1 protein-coding gene is annotated in these 590 nt (G+C 58.5%); it reads right to left on the bottom strand.

What is annotated here, in order from left to right; all coding sequences use genetic code 11:
* Positions 1-590 (bottom strand): hypothetical protein (locus HMPREF2559_RS13070; protein WP_168162250.1); only part of this gene is annotated, 590 nt, incomplete at both ends.

Here is a 590-nt window from a genome sequence, read left to right on the forward strand (position 1 = left end):
TGTGCCGCGGTGGGCACATAGCCTTCCACGCGGTCAGGCCCGAGCTGGCGTTCAATAATCTCCAAGTCCGTGTTGTCCAACGTGACCACACCGTGTTCGGGAAGATACGCCATGGATTCACCTTCCGGCTTGAACACGTTGACCACCACGGTTGTCTTCGAGCCGTTCAGGATGAGGTCGACCATGGCCTTGGTAAACGAGCAATTATTGGCGTTGGCGTACTTGCGGATGTGCTCATGGATAGCCTCGGCGTCGACCCCATCCATCCGCACGTTAAGGAATGAGTTCTGGCCGCGGTGGTCCATGCGGTAGCGCGTGCCGTCGTCCTCACAGTCCTCCGGGGTATCGCGCGTGAGGTCGTAGTACTGGTACAAGATTTCGCGGATGACCTTGCGCACACGTGCAGTATCCGGCAACACTTGATTCTTCCGGGTTGGGGTAAACAACCGCACGAGTGCGTCATCGATGAGATGAAACAGATGGTCGTCGACGCCGATGAGCATCTGGCCAATCACCACGAGACGGTTGTCATCGAGATACCAGCCGCGCTCATGATGGGCGGCGAGCTTGGGCAGTGAGGCCATGCGGGC

The sequence above is a fragment of the Corynebacterium sp. HMSC072G08 genome, assembly GCF_001809185.1.
GTDB lineage: Bacteria > Actinomycetota > Actinomycetes > Mycobacteriales > Mycobacteriaceae > Corynebacterium > Corynebacterium phoceense.